The organism is Streptomyces sp. NPDC021093 (genome assembly GCF_044333135.1).
In the GTDB taxonomy this organism is placed as follows: Bacteria; Actinomycetota; Actinomycetes; order Streptomycetales; family Streptomycetaceae; genus Streptomyces.
Window position 1 is genome coordinate 308581 of the sequence record NZ_JBIRQJ010000008.1, and the last position, 16417, is coordinate 324997.

At 73.1% G+C, this 16417-nt stretch carries 14 protein-coding genes; 6 read left to right on the forward strand and 8 right to left on the reverse strand.

Annotated features, from left to right (window positions below; genetic code table 11):
• The first annotated feature begins 4 nt into the window (after positions 1–4).
• From ACH4SP_RS26430 to ACH4SP_RS26445, 4 genes are all read left to right on the forward strand, one after another.
• On the forward strand, positions 5–622 hold the full coding sequence (locus ACH4SP_RS26430) for a maleylpyruvate isomerase N-terminal domain-containing protein (RefSeq protein WP_398418044.1): 618 nt from the start codon (positions 5–7) through the stop codon (positions 620–622).
• A 159-nt stretch (positions 623–781) separates the two neighbouring features.
• Entirely contained in the window at positions 782–1093 is a 312-nt protein-coding gene (locus ACH4SP_RS26435; RefSeq protein ID WP_398418046.1) for an SHOCT domain-containing protein, read from the forward strand.
• The gene (locus tag ACH4SP_RS26440; protein ID WP_398418048.1) at positions 1093–1869 is read left to right on the forward strand and encodes an ABC transporter ATP-binding protein; all 777 of its coding nucleotides are present in this window, start codon (positions 1093–1095) and stop codon (positions 1867–1869) included. Before ACH4SP_RS26435 ends, ACH4SP_RS26440 begins: the two co-directional genes overlap by 1 nt.
• Positions 1866–4424, forward strand: coding sequence for an ABC transporter permease (locus ACH4SP_RS26445; protein ID WP_398418049.1), 2559 nt, complete (start codon positions 1866–1868; stop codon positions 4422–4424). The genes ACH4SP_RS26440 and ACH4SP_RS26445 overlap by 4 nt, the downstream gene beginning before the upstream one ends.
• Before the next feature lie 156 nt (positions 4425–4580).
• Here the strand turns inward: ACH4SP_RS26445 and ACH4SP_RS26450 are convergent, their stop codons facing one another.
• Positions 4581–5057: an ATP-binding protein gene (locus ACH4SP_RS26450; protein ID WP_398418051.1), complete on the reverse strand. Its 477-nt coding sequence runs from the start codon at positions 5055–5057 to the stop codon at positions 4581–4583.
• 194 nt (positions 5058–5251) lie between these two features.
• Complete coding sequence (locus ACH4SP_RS26455) at positions 5252–5533, reverse strand: hypothetical protein (protein ID WP_398418052.1); 282 nt, start codon at positions 5531–5533, stop codon at positions 5252–5254.
• Positions 5534–5874: 341 nt separating this feature from the next.
• Between ACH4SP_RS26455 and ACH4SP_RS26460 the strand changes: the two genes are divergently transcribed.
• The gene (locus ACH4SP_RS26460) at positions 5875–7029 is read left to right on the forward strand and encodes a PLP-dependent cysteine synthase family protein (RefSeq protein WP_398418054.1); all 1155 of its coding nucleotides are present in this window, start codon (positions 5875–5877) and stop codon (positions 7027–7029) included.
• Between the two features lie 29 nt (positions 7030–7058).
• Here the strand turns inward: ACH4SP_RS26460 and ACH4SP_RS26465 are convergent, their stop codons facing one another.
• Both ACH4SP_RS26465 and ACH4SP_RS26470 read right to left on the reverse strand, forming a co-directional pair.
• A complete protein-coding gene (locus tag ACH4SP_RS26465; protein WP_398418056.1) occupies positions 7059–7535 on the reverse strand; it encodes an SRPBCC family protein in 477 nt (158 codons plus the stop codon).
• 103 nt (positions 7536–7638) lie between these two features.
• Complete coding sequence (locus ACH4SP_RS26470; RefSeq protein WP_398418057.1) at positions 7639–8478, reverse strand: DeoR/GlpR family DNA-binding transcription regulator; 840 nt, start codon at positions 8476–8478, stop codon at positions 7639–7641.
• Between the two features lie 326 nt (positions 8479–8804).
• Here ACH4SP_RS26470 and ACH4SP_RS26475 point away from each other — a divergent pair, with 326 nt between their 5' ends.
• Positions 8805–11300 (forward strand): hypothetical protein, encoded by a 2496-nt coding sequence (locus ACH4SP_RS26475; protein ID WP_398418059.1) that lies wholly within the window; start codon positions 8805–8807, stop codon positions 11298–11300.
• Here ACH4SP_RS26475 and ACH4SP_RS26480 read toward each other — a convergent pair.
• The 4 genes from ACH4SP_RS26480 to ACH4SP_RS26495 all read right to left on the reverse strand — a co-directional run bounded on the left by ACH4SP_RS26480 (position 11270) and on the right by ACH4SP_RS26495 (position 16026).
• Positions 11270–13678: a right-handed parallel beta-helix repeat-containing protein gene (locus ACH4SP_RS26480; protein ID WP_398418061.1), complete on the reverse strand. Its 2409-nt coding sequence runs from the start codon at positions 13676–13678 to the stop codon at positions 11270–11272. The two genes, ACH4SP_RS26475 and ACH4SP_RS26480, sit on opposite strands and share 31 nt — an antisense overlap.
• A gap of 102 nt (positions 13679–13780) precedes the next feature.
• Positions 13781–14443 carry a hypothetical protein gene (locus ACH4SP_RS26485; RefSeq protein WP_398418062.1) on the reverse strand — a complete coding sequence of 221 codons (663 nt, stop codon included), beginning with the start codon at positions 14441–14443 and terminating at the stop codon, positions 13781–13783.
• Positions 14444–14538: 95 nt separating this feature from the next.
• Entirely contained in the window at positions 14539–15375 is an 837-nt protein-coding gene (locus ACH4SP_RS26490) for an MOSC domain-containing protein (protein ID WP_398418063.1), read from the reverse strand.
• 102 nt (positions 15376–15477) lie between these two features.
• A complete protein-coding gene (locus ACH4SP_RS26495) occupies positions 15478–16026 on the reverse strand; it encodes a DUF6643 family protein (RefSeq protein WP_398418065.1) in 549 nt (182 codons plus the stop codon).
• Positions 16027–16417: the final 391 nt, after the last annotated feature.

The following is a 16417-nucleotide window of genomic DNA, read 5'->3' on the forward strand; positions in this document are numbered from 1 at the left end:
GCCCATGACTGTCACCCCCGCCGACATACGGCTGGCCGCCGCGCTCTCCGCCAGCACCCTCCGCCGTGCCCGCGACGCCGACTGGAGCGTCCGGGCCGACGCGCTGGAGTGGGACTGCTGGGAGACCGCCGAGCACCTGATCGACGACCTCTTCTCGTACGCCGTCCAACTCGCTTCCGAGCGCACCGACATCGACGTGCCGTTCCGCTACACGCAGGAGACCCCGAGCTCTCCGTACAACGCCGTCCGCGCCGACCGGGCGGCGGGCGTGGACGGGCTGCTGGTCGCGCTCGACTCCGCGGCGGGACTGCTCCACGCCGTCACCGCCACCAAGCCCCCCGGGGCCAGGGCCCACCACGTCTTCGGCGTCTCCGACCCCGAGGGCTTCGCCGCGATGGGAATCGTCGAAACCCTCGTCCACACCCACGACCTGGCGACCGGGCTCGGCATCGACGGCTGGGAGCCGCCCGCCGACCTCTGCGCCCGCACCCTCCACCGCCTGTTCCCCGACGCACCCGCCGACACCCCGCCCTGGCCCACCCTCCTCTGGGCCACCGGCCGGGGCGACCTCCCGGGCCGCACCCGCCCCGGCAAGTGGCGCTGGTACGGAGAACCCCGCTGAATACCGCGGCCGTACAAGGGAAGCAGCCGCGCGGCACCTCCGTACTCCCCGGGAGGTACGCGCACGGCCGCTGGACGTACGACGACCCGCACCCCCTCCTCGGGCCACTCTCGGTAGCGACAGGAAGAACGCCGCACCGCCACCGAGGAGCTGAACCCCATGAACACCCTTGCGTTCGCAGACGGACCCCACCCCTGGATGCTGCTCTTCCCGCTCGTCTGGGCGGCCGTCGTCATCGGCGTCGTCACCCTGCTGCGCCGTACCGTGTGGCGCCACAGGGGCCGGGGCCGAGGACCCTGGAGCGGCGGCCGTCCGCGCGGCCACGGCGAGCAGTCGCCGATCACCGTCCTCGGCCGGCGCTTCGCCACCGGTGAGATCGACGAGGACGAGTACTGGCGCAGGCTGTCCGTCCTGGACGAGCAGTTCGGCCGCACCGAGGGCCCGCTCAAGGGCAAGGGCGGCATGGTCTGATGTCCGCCACCGCCACGCCCTCAGCGGTCCGCAGGGCATCCGCCGCCCGCGTCGTCGACGCCGTCAAGGTGTACGGCGCGGGCGACACGGAGGTCCGGGCCCTGGACGGCATCAGCGTCGACTTCCCGGCCGGGCGGTTCACCGCCGTCATGGGCCCCTCGGGGTCCGGCAAGTCGACGCTGATGCACTGCGCCGCCGGACTCGACACCCTCACCTCCGGCTCGGCCTCCATCGGCGGCACGGAGCTGAGCGCCCTGGACGACCGCAGCCTGACCCTGCTCCGCCGCGAGCGGGTCGGCTTCGTCTTCCAGGCGTTCAACCTGCTGCCCACCCTGACCGTCGCGGAGAACATCACCCTGCCCCTCGACCTCGCGGGCGTCCCCGGCGACCGCGACTGGATCTCCGCCCTCGTCGACACGGTCGGCCTGTACGACCGGCTGCACCACCGGCCCAGCGAGCTCTCCGGCGGACAGCAGCAACGCGTCGCCGTGGCAAGGGCGTTCGCGGGCCGCCCCGACATCGTGTTCGCCGACGAACCCACCGGCAACCTCGACTCCCGCTCCGGCGAGGAGGTCCTGCAGTTGCTGGGCGACGCCGCCCACCGCACGGACCGTACGGTCGTGATGGTCACCCACGACCCGGTGGCAGCCGCACACGCCGACGAGGTGATCTTCCTCGCGGACGGCCGCCTCGTCGACCACCTGCAGGACCCGACCGCCGAGCGGGTCCTGGAACGCCTGAAGGCCTTCGACACCGGAGGAGGGCGTACGACATGAACGCCTCCCTGAGGATCAGCCTCGCCTCCCTGCGCGGCCACAAGCGGCGCTTCGCCGGAATGTTCACCGCCGTCGTCCTCGGAGTCGCCTTCCTGGCGGGCACGCTCGTCATGGGCGACACCCTGCGGGCCGGTTTCGACTCGATGTTCGGCACGGCGGGCAGCGGCACGGACGCCGTCGTCCGGAGCTCCGAGGTGATCAGCGCCGACGGCGGCCAGGGCACCCGGCAGCCCGTGCCCACCGCCCTCGTCGACACGCTCGCCAAGGTTCCCCAGGTCGCCGCCGTCGCCCCCGGCATCCAGGGCACAGGACAGCTCATCGGCTCCGACGGCAAACCCGTCGGAGGCCAGGGCCCGCCCACCCTCGCGGGCAACTGGATCGACGACCCGCAGCTCAACCCGTACCGGCTCGCCGAGGGCCGGGTCCCGGCCGCCACCGGCGAGGTCGTCGTCAACAGGGCCGCGGCCGAGGCCGGAAAGCTCCGCATCGGCGACACGACGACACTGCGCACCCCGGACCCGGTCCGCGTCACCCTGGTCGGCCTGGCCACCTTCGGCGGCGCGGACGGCATGGCCCAGGTCACCTACACCGGCATGACCCGCGCCGACGCCGAGAAGTACCTCGCGCCGAAGCCGGGCACGGCCGCCACCATCCAGGTCAGGGCAGGACCCGGGACCGGCCAGCAGCAGCTCGTGGACGCACTGGCACCCGTACTGCCCAAGGGGGTCGAGGCCATCACGGGACAGGCGTCCGTCACCGAGAGCCAGGACATGATCTCGGGCCTCTTCCTGGACCTGTTCACCACGCTCCTGCTGGTCTTCTCCGGCATCGTGCTGCTCGTCGCGACGTTCTCCATCCACAACACCTTCGCGATCGTCGTCGCCCAGCGCACCCGCGAGAACGCCCTCCTGAGGGCGCTGGGCGCGGAGCGGCGACAGGTGGTCGCCGCCACCCTCACAGAGGCCGCGGCCGTCGCCGTGGTCGCCTCCGCGGCGGGACTGTTCGCCGGCATCGGCATCGCGCTCGGCCTGCGGGAACTCTTCCCGGTCATCGGATTCCCCTTCCCCGAGGGCGAGTTGGTGGTGAGCGGGCTGTCGATGACGCTGCCGCTGCTGGTGGGCGTCGTCGTCTGTCTCGGGTCCGCGGTGCTGCCCGCCGTGCGGGCCGGACGCACCGCACCCCTCGCCGCCCTGCGGGAGACCGCCGTGGACACCTCCGGCGCCTCCCGCCCCCGCGCCGTCGTCGGTACGGTCCTGGCGCTCGCCGGAATCGGCACCACCCTGCTCGGCGTGGTCGCCATGCCCTCCCTGATGCTCGCCGCCACGGGCGCCGTCCTGGCGCTGGCCGCGTTCGTCGTGCTCGGCCCCGTCGCGTCCTCGTCGGCCGTACGGATCCTGGGCGCGCCCCTCGACCGGCTGCGCGGGGTCACCGGCGGCCTCGCCCGGCGCAACGCGCTGCGCAGCCCGGCGCGCACCGCGGCGACCGCGAGCGCCCTGATGATCGGCGTCGCCGTCGTCTCGCTCTTCACCGTGTTCGGGTCGTCCCTGAAGGCGACCATGGACCAGACGGTGTCCCGCTCCTTCGCGGGCGACGTCGCCGTCAGCAACCGGTCCTTCGGCGCGGGCGGCAGCGGCGTCAGCCCCCGGCTCGCCCCCGCGCTCGCGGCACTCCCCGAGGTGGAGACAGCCGTCGGCCTCGGCGGGGGAGTGGCGAAGGCGGACGGGGCGGGGCGCGAGCTGACCATCACCGACCCGGTCGCACTCAGCCGCGCCTTCGACCTCGGGAGCGTCGAAGGATCGTTCAACGACCTGGGAACGGACGGCATCGCCGTCTCGCGCCCCGAGGCCGACAAGCGGGGCTGGCACACCGGCTCCACCGTCCGGCTCGCCTTCACCGACGGGCAGCAGCGGACCTTCACCGTACGGGCGCTGTACACGCAGCCGGACCTCGCGGGCGACTACGTACTCACCCGGGAGGCCTGGGCCCCGCACCGTACCCGCGATGCCGACCGGCTCGTCTCCGTCACCTTCAAGGAAGGCGTCGGCGACGCGGAGGGCACGGCGGCCGTGGAGCGTGCGGCGGCCCCGTACGGAAACCCGGAGGTGCAGACCCGCGACGAGTACGCGCAGTCGGCGGCGGGTGCCATCGACATGATGCTGACCCTCGTCTACGCCCTGCTCGCGCTCGCCGTGCTGATCGCACTGCTGGGCATCGCCAACACCCTCACCCTCGCGCTGCACGAACGCACCCGGGAACTCGGCCTCCTGAGGGCGGTCGGCCAGACCCGCGCACAGCTGCGCGCCATGGTCCGCTGGGAGTCCGTGCTGGTCGCCGCCTTCGGGACGGCCGGCGGGCTCGCGCTCGGCGTGCTCCTGGGCTGGGTACTGGTCCAGGCGTCCGCGAGCACGCGTGACACCGCCTTCGTGTTCGCCGTGCCGCCGGTGCAGATCGCGGTGGTGGTGCTGGTCGGCGTCGCGGCGGGCGCGCTCGCCGGATGGCGACCGGCCCGCAGGGCGGCCCGGCTGGACGTACTGCGGGCCATCGCGGCCTCGTAGCGGGACGACGGTGTGACGTACCGCGGGCCCTCGCCACGTCATTGCGGGCCCATGTCACGCCGGAGCGGACCCTCGTCACGTCATGGCGGGACGAGGACGTGACGGCGGCGGGGCCGGCCGGAGCAGGCCGGGTCGGCCCCACCGTCGCAGGCCCGGTCAGCCCACCGCGGCGGACCGGGCCTGCGCGCTGCGTTTCTTGCGCTCGCGCCCCGGGTGCGGCGGCAGTGCCACCGCGGCCACGGGCGCGGGCAGGGCGAACCAGACGGTCTTGCCCGAAGCGCCCTGCGGACGTACGCCCCAGCTCTCGCTGACCGCCTCGATCAGCGCCAGACCGCGCCCGCCGCTGTCGAACTGACCGGCGTCGCGGACCGTCGGAAGAGTCGGGTCGTGGTCGTGGACGGACACCGTGAGACGGCCGAGCAGCAGCTCGATCTCCACGGTGCAGATCTTGTCCGGCTGGGCGTGCCGGTGGACGTTGGTCAGCAGCTCGGTGACTCCGAGCGCCGCCTGGTCTATCAACGGGTCCAGATGCCAATAGCGCAGTTGCGCAGAAACGATCCTGCGGACTTGGCCGATCCGCGACGGCAGGGCTTGGAGCTCCACCGTGCAGTGCCTGCTGGGCTTGCTGATCACGGCTGCGACTCCCCGATTCAGGTCGGAAGACGGTCGAAGACGATCCGGGTGCCGGGGTCCGGCCGGAGCGGCGGACTGGATCACAGCGTCACCGCCGAGGCACCCTGTGTGAGGTACCGCCAGGGTGACCCAGCGCGTATCCCCGCGCAACTCGCGCCGCCCTGCCACCTCGCCCGCGACAGCGGGCGGGGTCGTCAGCGATGTGCACCGCGCAGTGTTTCGAGGAGGCGCCCGTCCGGCTCTGCCATCGTCAGGCGGTAGCGGATTCCGTTCAGCCGGGCCACCATCCGGCCCTCCGGGGCGAACCACGGCCGGCCCGCCGTGACCGACTCCAGCGGTGCGCTGTCGATGGTGCCGCCGTCACTTCTCAGCAGCGCCAGAGTGCCGTCCCTGACGAGGACCTGCCCCGCCCTGGTGAGCGAGCGCGGCCACCGTTCTATCCGTACGCCCTGCGCACTGAAATCGGGCTCCGCCACGGTGTGTTCGCCCCCTTCCCGTGAGCCCCCGTGTCCTGTCGATCCGTACTGCTGCGCAGTCTGCACGCGGGTGAGCGCGTGCACCAGAGGCGAGCGGGCACCGGCGGCAGCGTGCCCGGATCCGCACCCCGCTCCGGTCTGCCCACGCGCGGCGGATCCGTAACACAAGGGAGCCCTATGGGTGCCCAAAGTGAACGTTTGTGCAGGTAGGCGGCTTAAAGTGGCAAGTGGGAACTCGCCGTGCCGCGCGCTCATGCCGCAGGCACAGCATCCCGACGCAACCGTACGGAACCGCACGGCACTGCACGGAAGAGCACGGAAGAGCACGAGGAGTGGCGCGGATGAGCACCATCGACCCGGCAGAGCACGACGGCCCCCGGGCGGCCGGCACACCCGTCGCCGTACCGACCGTCGACGTGGACCGCAGCGACCCGGAGTACCGGGCCTGGCTCAAAGAGGCCGTGCGCAAGGTCCAGGCCGACGCCAACCGGTCCGCCGACACCCACCTGCTGCGCTTCCCGCTGCCCGAGCACTGGGGCATCGACCTGTACCTCAAGGACGAGTCGACGCATCCGACCGGCAGTCTCAAGCACCGGCTCGCCCGCTCGCTGTTCCTGTACGCCCTGTGCAACGGCTGGATCCGGCCGGGCCGCCCCGTCATCGAGGCGTCCAGCGGTTCCACCGCCGTCTCCGAGGCGTACTTCGCGAAGCTGATCGGCGTGCCGTTCATCGCGGTGATGCCCCGCACGACGAGCGCCGAGAAGATCCGTCTCATCGAGTTCCACGGCGGCCAGTGCCACTTCGTGGACGACTCGCGGAAGATGTACGAGGAGTCCGCCCGCCTCGCGGCGGAGACCGGCGGCCACTACATGGACCAGTTCACCTACGCCGAGCGGGCCACCGACTGGCGCGGCAACAACAACATCGCCGAGTCGATCTACCAGCAGCTGAAGCTGGAGCGCTACCCCGAGCCCAGCTGGATCGTCGCCACCGCCGGCACCGGCGGCACTTCGGCGACCATCGCCCGCTACGTGCACTACATGCAGTACGACACCTTCATCTGCGTCCCCGACCCGGAGAACTCCTGCTTCTTCGACGGCTGGACGCGGAGCGACCCGCTCGCCACGAGCGACTGCGGCTCGCGCATCGAGGGCATCGGACGCCCCCGCATGGAGCCTTCGTTCGTGACCGGCGCCGTCGACCGGATGATGAAGGTCCCCGACGCGGCGAGCGTCGCGGCCGTACGTGCCCTGGACGCGGCGCTCGGCCGCAAGGCGGGCGGTTCCACCGGCACCGGGCTGTGGAGCGCGCTGAAGATCGTCGCCGAGATGCTGGCGCAGGGGCGCACCGGCAGCGTGGTCACCCTGATCTGCGACCCGGGCGACCGCTACCTCGACAAGTACTACTCGGACGACTGGCTGGCCGAGCAGGGGCTCGACATCGCCCCGTACGCGGCGGCCCTGGAGCAGTTCCTGAAGACCGGCGTCTGGCCGTAGGGCAGGTACCAAGTCCCGTACGCCGACGGCTACTTCGCCCTGTCCGCGGTCAGCCGTACGTCCAGCTTGCGGACCGCGTCGCGGAACGCGCGCCCCACCCCGGGGCGCGCCGCCCGCAGTACGAACCGCAGCGGCGCCGGGCCGTCCACCGCCATCGTCCACTGCACCCTGGTCGCCGCGCCCGTCGGCCAGATCCGCCACTCCTCCAGCATGGCCCGCACACCGGGGGCGGTGGAGCGGTCGATCCGGTACGCGTAGCGCTTCGACGGCTCCGCGGCCAGGACCGTCTCCATGAACTTGGCGCCGCCCCTGAGGTGCACCTCGCGGCCCGCCTCCGTCGGCCGGGCGAACGTCACCGCCGAGAACCAGTGGGGCCACTGGGACGTCTCCTGCGCCAGCGCCCGGTACACGTCCTCGGGCGGTGCGGTGACCTCGGCGGCGAAGACCAGGCGCAGCGGCGCGGAATCGGCGAAATCGAGGCCGACGTCCCGGAGTTGGCGGACCATGCGGGGTGAACCTCCGGCGAGTGGGAAGTGGTGTACGCGCAAAGGTAGTTGACGGATCGTCAATTGTCGCCGGGTGTCCGCCGGTTGTCGTCGGACCGGTGCGTCAACTGTCGCCGGGGTCGGCTGCTGCCGTGTCCTCGCCGGCCACGACCAGTCCCGGCAGGTGCTCCGCCATCTCCTCGCGCGCCGCCTCCGACAGCCCCTGGTCCGTGACGAACGCGTCCACCTGGTCCAGCGTCGCGAACGAACTCAGGCCCACCGTCCCCCACTTGGTGTGGTCCGCGACCACCACCACGCGACGCGCCGAGCCCACCAGCCGCCGGTTCGTCTCCGCCTCCGCGAGGTTCGGCGTGGAGAGCCCCGCCTCCACGGATATCCCGTGCACCCCGAGGAACAGCACGTCGAAGTGGAGCGAGCCGATCGCCTGGTCCGCGACCGGGCCGACGAGCGAGTCCGAAGGGGTGCGCACGCCGCCGGTGAGCACCACCGTCGCGGCCCCCGCACTGTCGCCGCCCGCCTGGCGCGCCGTGTGGAACACGTCCGCCACCCGCACCGAGTTGGTCACCACCGTCAGGTCCGGCACGTCCAGCAGATGCCGGGCCAGGGCGTACGTCGTGGTGCCGCCCGACAGCGCGATGGCACTGCCCGGCACCGCCATCGCGGCGGCCGCCCGCGCGATGTCCTCCTTCGCGGACAGCTCCAGCGCCGACTTCGCCTCGAACCCGGGCTCGTGGGTGCTCGCCTCGACCACCGGCACCGCACCGCCGTGCACCTTCTCCACGACGCCCTGCCGGGCGAGCGCGTCGAGGTCGCGGCGCACCGTCATGTCGGAGACGTTCAGGCGCCGGGTCAGCTCGTTGACCCGCACACCGCCGCGTCGCCGCACCTCGTCGAGGATGAGGGCGCGGCGCTGTTCGGCGAGCAGGTTCTGATTCTCGGTCACTGAGGGCCCCGGTCCTTTCCACGTCGCCATAAGGGCTGCTCATCCTCGCACGGGCGGCAATTCGCCTCCACTGCCGGTGGGCCGTGCGGTGCCGTGCACATTTCGTGCGGGCGACTCGCGAAGAATGTGCGCCGGGGGTGGGCAGCGGGGGCCGGGTCCGGGATGCTGAACGTCCACCGTCAGGCAGCTCCGCCGGCCCTCCGGGGAGGTCCACGGCGACCCACCGTGCGCCGCCTCCACCGCGTCCTCTCCCCACCCCCCCTCACTTCCACCCCGCCCCACCCTCCTCGCGCCCGCACCCGCACACGCACGAGAGCGAGTCCGCAGTGCCACCTGTCCCCACCGCTCCGGACGGCCCCGCCCCGGAAACCCTCGCCCCGGACGCCCACGCTCCGGACGATCCTGCCCCGGACGGCCCCGTCCCGGATCCGCGCACCCCGGAGGGCCCCTCCGCCGACGGCCCCGTGCCCGCGCTCGAACTCCTCGTCCACGGCGTCGGCGGTGCCACCCCGCAGGACATGCTCGGCGACCCCCGCACCGTCCGCGTCACAGGCGACGACACCGCCGCGGTCTTCCGCCGCACCGAGGACGTCGACGCCGAGGAGCGTCCCGCCGAGTACGGCGACAGGCCGATCCCCGAGGCGTACGTCTGGTCCAACCTCACCTCGGGCAACGGCACCCGGGCGCTCTGGCTCCTCCTGCTCCCCTTCATGGTCGTCAACCTCGCCCACTGGATGCGCCCCACCACCGACGGCCACGCCCGCACCATAAGGATCTACGGCGTCCTGGTGCGCCTCGTCGCACTCACCCTCACCTTCCTCCTGGTCGCCGCCGCCTGCGAAGTCGCCATGGACCTCACCGCCTGGCAGTGCGCGGGCTCGGCCGCCTGCTCGGGGAAGAAGTCCTGGCTCGGGTTCCTGTCCACCGCGAACGGCGGCTGGTGGAGCCAGCCGGGACGCCGCATCGCGCTGGCAGCCCTGGTGCCCGCCGCCCTCACCGGACTGCTCTGGTACCTCTCGCACCGCACCTGGAGCGCGTACGAGTCCCAGCAGCCGCTGCCCGCATCCGACGACGCGGCCCCCGTCGACCCCGAGGGCGGCATCGTCCCGGCATTCGGCCGCCCCGGCTTCTGGTACGGGCGCAGGCTCGTCGCCCGGCTGCGGGCCGCGCACACCGCCGCCGGATTCGTCGTCGTGTCCGCCGCCCTCACCGTGGCCACCGCGCGCTACGACCGGTCGGCCGACAACTCCGTCCTCGACGCGTGCGGTTGGGCACTCCAGTGCGTGCTCGCGGCCGGCTTCGTCCTGGTGGTCCTGGTGGTCTGCCGGCGCGGCCGCAGCGAGTCCCGCTTCGACCGGGTACTCGACCGCGCCCTGGTCACCCTGCTGCCCGCCGCCGCACTCGCCGTACTCGTCCTGGCCGTGCTGTACGCCACCTGGTCCCGGCCCGACTGGAAGTCGTACGGCCAACTCACCGGCGGGCCACGTGCGTTCGGCATCCTGGCGCTCGCCCAGCTGGTGCTGATCCTGGCGCTCGCCGCCGTCGCGCTCCTCCTGCACCACCGCGCGCCCGTCGTGCGTACCGTCATGCGCGGACTCGGCGGACCCGCCGTCGCCATGCTGGCCTGCGCACTCGGCGGCGTCATGTCCGGCGGCGTCGCCCAGCGGGTCGCCGACTGGCTCGACGGCCCCGGCACCCCCGGCATGACCACCGGCCCCGCCGACGCCGTGAGCGGCCCGCCCGTCCTGCTGACCTGGCAGGCCTCCGTCATACCGCCGCTGCTGCTCGTGCTGCTCCTGCTGGCCGTCCACTACGGCGCCCGCACCTGGCGCACCCGCAGCGCCCTGCGGCCCCGCGTCGAGGCCGACTACCCAGGCGAGAACCCCGACCCGGTCCGCACCGGCCGCATCGCCCTCACCCGCGCCGCGGCCGCCCTCACCGACCACGCCCCCCGCATGGTCGCCGCCGTGTCCGGCACGGCGCTGGTGCTCGGCGCCGTCGCGCTCCTCGGCGCCTACCTGTACGACGAGGTGCCCGGACGCGCCGCCAAGGGCACGCCCACCCCCGTCGAAGCCGTCACGCACACCTCGCAGGCCCTCGGCTCCTGGCTGGTCGGCCTCGGGTTCCTGCTCCTCGTCACCTGGGGGCGGCGCGCCTACCGCGATCCCAAGGCCCGCCGCACCATCGGCATCCTGTGGGACGTCGGCACCTTCTGGCCGCGCGCCGCCCACCCCTTCGCGCCGCCCTGCTACGCGGAACGCGCCGTCCCCGACCTCACCTGGCGGATGGCCACCTGGACCGAACGCACCCGAGGCCGCCTCGTCATCTCCGGCCACTCACAGGGCAGCGTCCTGGCCGCGGCCGCCGTCTGGCAGCTCCCGCGGCACATCCGCCGCCGGGTCGCCCTGCTCACCCACGGCGCCCCGCTGGAGCGGCTGTACGGACGCTGGTTCCCGGCCTACTTCGGGCCCGCCTCCCTGCGCGGGCTGCACGACGAGGTGGACTGCTGGCGCAACCTCTGGCGGCACACCGACCCGATAGGAGGTCCGGTCCGCGTCGTGCCCGACGAGGGCCGCCACCCGGTGGACCGCGACGCGCTGCTCGATCCGCTCGTGTACGGCCGTACCCGTGAACACCCGCTGCCCGCACCGATCCTGGGCCACTCCGACTACCAGGCCGACCCGGTGTTCGCGGCCGAGCGCGACAAGCTCCTGGAGCGGCTGCCGGAACCGGTGCTGCCCCGGCAGCAGACCGGCGACGGCGCCGGCCGGGGCGACAACTCCGGCGTCGATCAGGGCAGTTCGGGCAGGTCGTCCGGGTAGAGGTGCGTCAGGTCGTCCGTCGACACCTCGGCGAACTGGGCGACCCGGCCCGCGTGCCGCTCCACCATCGACTCGAAGGTCTGCCTGGCGGTACGGCCGTTGCCGAAGGCGGGGCCCTTGGGGAGCGCCGTGAAGTACTTCAGCAGCGCCTCCGGGGTGCCCGCGGCGAGCCGGTACTCGTGGTCGTCGGCCTGCTGCTCGACGATCCGCAGCAGCTCGTCCGGCTCGTAGTCGGAGAAGGTGATGGTCCGTGAGAAACGGGACGCCACACCGGGGTTGACGGTGAGGAAGCGTTCCATCTCCGCCGTGTAGCCCGCCACGATCACCACCACCGCCTCCCGGTGGTCCTCCATCAGCTTCACCAGGGTGTCGATGGCCTCCTTGCCGAAGTCCCGGCCGGAGTCCTCGGGAGAGAGCGCGTACGCCTCGTCGATGAACAGCACCCCGCCGCGCGCCCGGTCGAACGCCTCCTGGGTGCGGATCGCCGTCGACCCGATGTGCTCGCCCACCAGGTCGACCCGGGACACCTCGACGAGATGGCCGCGCTCCAGCACCCCGAGGGAGGCCAGGATCTCGCCGTACAGCCGGGCCACCGTCGTCTTGCCGGTGCCGGGGGATCCGGTGAACACCAGGTGCCGGCGCACCGAAGCCGCCTTGAGGCCGGCCTCCTGCCGCCTGCGCCCGATCTCGATCATGTCCGTGAGGGCGCGCACCTCCCGCTTGACGCTCTCCAGCCCCACCAGCGCGTCGAGTTCACCGAGCACGTCCTGCGAGGCACGGGCCGGGTCCGCCGCAGGGACCGCGGGTGCGGCGGCCGTCGCGGGCTGCGAGGGAATGCTCGACAGCAGCCCGGGGGACTGGGGGGCGGTCAGGACCACCGGCGGCGCCGCGGCCGCCGCGGACGCCTTCGCACCGCTCTCGTCGCTGGTGCAGTCCTCGACGACCGGACCGTCCTCGGCGAACTCGTAACCGCCGCGCGCACACCGCTCGGTGCGGCAGCGCGTCAGCGTCGTGCGGCAGCCGTCCATCACGTGGAAGCCGTAGCCGCTGCTGCCGGTCACCCGGCAGTTGTGGAAGGTGCCGCGCCCCTCGGCGGAGACGTAGAAGCCCGACTCGGCGGGGGAGGTGACGGTACACCGTTCTATCCGCGGGTCGGCGCCCTTGGTGACGATGACGCCCGTCTGCACGGCGTCGATCGTGCAGCCCGCGAGAGTGCCGCCACTGCCGTGGTCGCGGAACCAGGCGCCCGTCGACGCCTCTTTGATGCGGCAGTCGTCGAGCTGCGCGATCGCCCCGTCGCTCACCGACACGGCGGTGTTGCGCACCTGGGAGAGGTCGCTGTCGACGACGTCGGCGCGCGAGCCCCGGTCCAGGACGAAGAGGGCGTCCGGCACGTCGTGGACGCGGCAGGAGTCCAGGACGACCGTGGCGCCGTCACTGACCCACACCGCCGGGTAGTCGCCCGTGCTGTCGTGGATCTCGCAGCCGTTGGCGTCCACGCGCGTCCCCGGGTCCCACACCGAGAGACCGTTGCGGCCGAAGCGCCGCACCGTCGAGCGCGACAGCGTCAGCACCGCGCGCCCGCGCAGATCGATCGCGTTCTCCGGGATGTCGTGGATGTCGCAGTCGGACAGCGTCAGCACCGCGTCCGTGTCGAGCGTGACGCCGTCCGCCGAAGTCCGGTGCACCGCGCACTCCTTGAGGTGCCCGGCGCCGCGCGAGGTGACCTGCACGCCGGTGCCCTTCACCTCGTACACCTCGCAGCCGACCGCTTCGACGGCGGAGCCCTCGCCGGTCACCGCGAGCCCCGAGCCCGAGGTGTGATGGATCCTGCACCGTTCGAGCCGGGGGTGCGCGCCCCCGCTCACCGAGACGCCGGCCTGGCCCGCCGCGACGACCTCGCAGTCCTCGAAGAGGCCGCCCGCGTTCTCCAGCACGCCGATGCCGACGCCGCCGGGGTTGTCGATCGTGCAGCGCCGCACCGTCGGCCTGGCGCCGCCGCGCACCTCGATGCCGACGGCCGAGCGCGTCACGATGCGCAGGCCCTCCAGCTCCGGGGTGCCGTCCTCGACCAGCAGGGTCGGCGCGGCCGAGTCCTGGCCCTCCAGACACAGTTCCTGTACGACGGCGGAGGCGCGCACCGTCAGCGCGACGCCGTCCACCGGGGCGATCCGCACCGACCCGGTGGCTCCCTCGGGGGCGCGCAGCGTCACCGCACGCCGTACGACGAGGTTCTCCCGGTACGTACCCGGGGAGATGGTGAGGACGTCGCCGTCCCCCGCGGCCTCCAGGGCTGCGGCGAGGGAGTCGTACTCACCCGTGCGGCGCCGCCACCTCGAAGTGCCGGAGTGCGTCACCTGGACCGTGCCCTGTGCCATGGCGTTGCCGTGCCCCCACCTCGTACGTCCCGCTGTTCGCTTCGATCTCGCTGCACCACCGTAGCGCGCGGGGGAAGCGGCAGTTGACCGGTCCGGGCGGCGTCAGCCGCCCGCGCCCGTACGGCCCCATTCGGGACCGACCTCGGCCCACTCCCGGTCGAGCCGCTCGTACCGCCGTTGCACGAGACGCCGTACGACCAGCAGCCCGGCACCGTGCGCGAGGCCCCCGACCAGCGCCGCCGTGCCGCAGCCCGTGAGCGCGGCCTGGGCGGCGGCCGTGGCGGGGTCCACGGGGCGGTTGACGATCCGGCCGCGGTCGTCGGTCCACAGCGGGAACGTGTCCCCGGGCTGTGCCGCCCTGCGGAGCGTCGTCGCCTCCCCGGTGTGCCTGCTGCCGTCGTACGCGGTCCAGCGGGCCAGCACGCCGACCGGGCCCGCGTATCCGGCGCCCGTCCCGTCCCCGCCGTCGGCGCGCGGTGCGCGCAGCGGACGCACCACCACGCCCGTCGTCGCGTGCCGCTCCTGCTGCTGGACGCGCACCGCGTGCTGGAGGGAGGCGTTCGCGCGCAGCCCGACGGCCAGACCGGCCGCCGGGGCGGCGAACGCGATCAGCAGGAGCGCGACCAGGGCCACCCAGGCCTCCACGAGATCGGTGGGGCGGCACAGCGGGCTGCCCCGCCAGCGCCACACCCCCGAAGCCGTCCGCCGCGTCCGGCCGGACCGCGTCCGTCGCGCCGCCCACGGCGGCCCCTCCGCTGCCCGCACAGTCCCACGCCCCTTCCGCGTCCGTTCAACGCACCCGCCGCAGCAGCGAGTTCCCGGAAGGGGGCGTGCTCATTCGGCCGAATCGGGACAGAACTCTAGGCGCCTTCGACGACCACCGGGTCACCGATCCGCAGCACACCGGTGCCCTCCGGCACCACGTTCTGGCCGAAGACCAACTGGCTGCCGAACCTGCGGTGCTTCGCGAGCGTGCGCAGCGGCTCCTTGCCGCGCTCGGAGGTGAACTGGTCCGTGGTGGTGACGACGCAGCGTCCGGACGGTTTCGCCACCCGGAAGGAGACCTCGCCGACGGTGATCCGCCGCCAGCCGTCCTCGGCCCAGGGGGCGGTCCCGTCCAGCACCACATTCGGCCGGAACCGGTTCATCGGAAGGGGGCCCTCGTCCGGCATGTCGCCCTGGGCGATCAGCGAGTTGAGGGCGTCCAGCGAGGACAGCGTGGTGACGAGCACCGGATAGCCGTCGGCGAAACTCACGGTCTCGCCCTCGCGCGCGAAGTCGGGGTCGACGGGGCGGCGGAGCGCCGGGTCGTCCATGTGGACCAGCCGCGCCTCGGTGCCGAGGTACGCGCTCCACCACGCGTCGGCCGCCGAACCGGCGGGCACCGCCTCGTACTTCTCGCCGAACAGCAGCACCGGGACCGTCCGCACGGGATCCGGGACGGGCACCTCCAGCGGGTCGAGGCCCGGAGCGGACAGCCGGACCGCCCCGCCCGGCAGCGGCTCGGACGCGGCCAGTGCCAGCCGCGGGTGCTCGCGCTGCGTGATCCCCTTCCCCGACGCGTCAATCAGCAGCCATCTGCGGTCCCCCGCCGGCCCCCAGGGCTCGACCGCCATCTCGCGGGGTGCGCAGCCCCGCGTCGCCTTCACCGGGTAGACGTGCAGGGAGTGCACCGACGCCTTAACAGAATTTGCCATGCGGTCCATCCTGCCAGCAGGCTCGGACACCTGTCCGAGCCTGCTGTGTGCCTCCGGTATGCCTCCGGTGTGCCTGTGCCTCCAGCAGCCCCCGGCCGGTTTCTAGTAGCCCCCGCCCTGCTGGTACTGGCGGTTGTACGGGTCCTCGTACGGAGCGGCGGCGGGCGCGGGGCGCGGGGCGACCGGGCGCATCGCCTCGTACCCGGCGGGCGCGACGGGACGCTGCGGCTGCTGCATCTGCGGCGCGACCGGGCGCTGCGGCTGCGGGCGCTGCATCTGCGGGGGCTGGGCGCCCGGGTACCCGCGGGGCGGGCCCGCCTGCTGCGGAATGTACGGCGCCGGCGCGTTCTGGAGCTGCGGAACGGGAGCCTGCGGGAGGTGCGGGGCCTGCTGGTACTGCGGCATCTGCTGCTGCGCGGGCTGGGGGTAGCCGTACGCGGGCTGGGGATGCGAGGGTGCGGCCGGCAGCGCGGGGAGAGCGGACGGCAGCGCCGGCAGATAGCTGTTGCCGGTGTCGTACATGGCGGGCACCCGGATCGGGGCGATCTGGGGCGTACCCCGCTCGGCGACCAGGGAGTCGTAGATCGGGGTGTCCGTGAAGGACGGGGCGGAATAGTAGCCGCCGCCATAGGTGGCGCGGGGGGAGGTCATGGCACATAAGTTAAGCCCAAGATGTTCTGGTTGGGGAGTCCTAATCTTGGGGTCATCCGTTTTAAGCTAATTTCGCCTGCATGACCTGCTAATGGGCCGTCAATGAAGGCTCGGTGGCAGTGAAGGGCTTCCCGAGGCCTTCCGTTTCACGTGAAGTGATGGGGAGTTCACAAAGGGCGACGAATGCGTCGCGCTCGTGACCTGCGCGGCCCCTCCTCCGGACATCAGCGGCCCGTCGGCGGCCGGGCGCGCACCGGGGGCGCGCGCCCCGTGGTGTCATGGCCCGCGGCGCGCAGCGGATTCTCGCCCCGGCCGCCGTGAACCGGCGCAGCGACCACACCGGACGGCCCGTCCCGCGCCCACCGGCCGCCTGTGCTCGCCGACCGGTGGG